Genomic DNA, 2,657 nt, shown 5'->3' with positions numbered 1-2,657 from the left:
CGGACATTCAATAAGTCGCTTATGCTCAACACTATTTTTATCGAGCAATCTCTCAAGATAGAGAAATGCCGTTGCAAATTTCTCTCTCTCCGCCTGATTTTTTACAACTTCAAGCGCTCCAAACAGTGCCATTAAATCATCTCCGCTTTTATTTCCATCTATCTTCTCTTACTACCACGCTGTTATCATTGTCGATGATGGTGAGTTCAAAGTCGCTGATATTGCATTGCAAAACCATTGCTCTCTTAGCCAAAAGCTCTATATCTCCATCAATATTCAGATAAACCACAGAGAGATTTTTAAAACGCCCAAGAGTGCCTTGCATCTGTTTCCACCAAGCCAAAGCGCTTCCCTCTTGATACATGTAGATAATAACTTTCTCAGAGCGACCGCACGCTTTTCTAATCCGCTTTTCATCTGGCTGACCCAAATCTATCCAGAGTTTTATATCGCCATTTAGAGCTTTTTGCCATAAATCCGGCTCATCATCTTGTGAAATTCCTTTGGTAAAGAGCAGCTCTTCATCTGCGTTTAACATAAACGCAACCAGCTTTATCATTAGGCGCAACTCTGTCTCGGAAGGATGTTTGGCAAGAGTAAAATTATGCTCCGCGTAGTAGTTGCGATCCATATCTGCAATGTTTAGCGAAGCTTTGTAAATAGTCGCGTTAGCAGCCATGATTTTCCTTTTATTGATTCTTTTTATAAGCGAGAGTATACAACAATAGGGAACAAACATCTAAGAGGTCTATGTTCCCTAAATAAACTAGATTATTCTATCGCTTCCGCCGTCAATTGCTATTTGAGCACCTGTCGTTTTTGCAAATGCTTTTCCCGCCATGGCACAAACCAGTTCTGCAACATCGTCTGATTTTATCTCTGTTTTGAGCACATTGTTCGTTTTGTACTCCTCCACGCTCATATTGTAGGCTTTTGCACGGTTAGCCAAAACTTCATCACTCCAGATTGCCGTATCAAACACAGCATGCGGATGAAGCGTGTTTACTCGCACTCCAAACTCTCCAAGCTCAAGTGCGGCAATACGTGCAAGCTGTGTCTGCCCCGCTTTTGCCACGGAATAAGCCGCCGCACCTTTGCCGGGTGCTGGAAAGTTTTTAGAAGCAACCATAATAACCGTTGCATCAACGCCTAACTTTAGAAACGGAGCCGTATATTTGAGCAGTTTTTGGTGCGCGGTAAGATTTATATCCATACTTCTTTGCCAGTTCTCATCGCTCAACATGTCAAGATTTTCGCTGGGTGTGAAGATTCCCGCATTGCTGACAACTATGTCGATACCGCCAAAACTCTTAACCACCCTCTCTATCGCTTTTTGGATGTCTTCGCTACATGTCAAATCACATTTCACACCGATTGCATCGCTCTTTGCAAAGATTTTCTCAACTTCTGGGTTAATATCAAGAGCAACTACCGCCGCTCCTCTTTTGTTTAACATCTTGGCGATTGCCAGTCCTATTCCGCTTGCCGCACCAGTTATAAGGGCAACTTTTCCGCTAAACTCAGGCGCACTTCCGCCCCCTTTTAGCTTTGCCTGTTCAAGCGACCAGTACTCAACTTCAAAGATATGTTGTGCGCTCAGAGCTTTGTAACCGCCTAGTTTTTCGGCTTTTATAATTGCCTCAAAGGTGTGGTCGTTTATATCTTTTATGATGTTTGCCTCTTTGGCACTTGCACCGAAAGAGAGGGTTCCAGCTCCTTTTAATATTGCAAAATTCGGAGCGGGGTTTAGAAGTGTCTCGTCTGTTTTGTAAGCTTGAAAATACTCTTTGTACTCTTTTACAAAATCTGCCAGATCTGCTCTAAAGTCATCTCCTAAAATGGCAGGAACCCTCTTTGTTCTTATAACATGATCAGGAGTCAGAGGTCCCTCGGTAGCGATTTTTTCAACATTTTGCTTTGAAAAGTGTACCGCCAGATCACTGTCGTTCAAGATAGAGATAGTCGCTCTGCCTTTAAGATTTGAGACCTCTTTGCGGATCTTTGCCAAAGTAAGAAGCTCACAAGAGACATCAGATTTTTCTACATGCAGGTTTGCACCCTTAGCTTCAAGATACTTCTCAGCCTTATCTACAAGCTCTATAGTCTTCTCGTAAGATTTTTTTGCATCATCATTGAATGTAAAAAGACCGTGGTTCATTAAAACCATCCCCTCCAACTCACTCCAATCAACATCCCTCGTCATATCGTAAATGAGTTTTGCAAGAACAAATCCGGGCATAATATATGGAATAACCAACACTCTCTCACCGTAAAGCTCTTTTATCTTCTCTTCGCCGCCCTGCGTATTTGTAATGGTTACAACAGCGTCGGTATGCGTGTGGTCGACAAATTTAAAAGGGATAATCGCATGCAGTATCGCTTCAACTGAGGGGTTTGGAGCAGATGGATTTGTCATGGCAAGGCGCTGATACTTTACCATATCGGTGTCGCTAAGCTCTTTTAACTCCGCCATTTTAAGAAGCATCTCCATCTTAACAGGAGCAAAACCCTCAGCTTCAATGGTTGCCAAATCCCAGCCGCTCCCTTTGACATAAAGAATCTCTTCAATCTCTCCAAAAAGGTTTGTAGCAGTTGATTTTACAGATGTGTTTCCGCCGCCATGAAGAACCAAAGAGGCATCAAGCCCAAGCAGTCTT

2 protein-coding genes are annotated in these 2,657 nt (G+C 42.8%); both read right to left on the bottom strand.

The genetic code is table 11. The features are described 5' to 3' along the window. Positions 1 to 148: 148 nt before the first annotated feature. The gene (locus RQ763_RS11270) at positions 149 to 679 is read right to left on the bottom strand and encodes a YaeQ family protein (protein WP_314153074.1); all 531 of its coding nucleotides are present in this window, start codon (positions 677 to 679) and stop codon (positions 149 to 151) included. An 87-nt stretch (positions 680 to 766) separates the two neighbouring features. Next, a partial coding sequence (locus RQ763_RS11265; RefSeq protein ID WP_314153073.1) for a bifunctional aldolase/short-chain dehydrogenase occupies positions 767 to 2,657 on the bottom strand: 1,891 nt, incomplete at its 5' end.

This window comes from Sulfurimonas sp. (genome assembly GCF_032250635.1).
In the GTDB taxonomy this organism is placed as follows: domain Bacteria; phylum Campylobacterota; class Campylobacteria; order Campylobacterales; family Sulfurimonadaceae; genus Sulfurimonas.
Note: the sequence above shows the minus strand (reverse complement) of the source record. Positions and strands in the feature narration are given on the sequence as shown.

Bases quoted from the DNA above. Each gene is read 5' to 3' on its own strand.
- RQ763_RS11270 (WP_314153074.1), bottom strand. From the start codon at position 679: ATGGCTGCTAACGCGACTATTTACAAAGCTTCGCTAAACATTGCAGAT.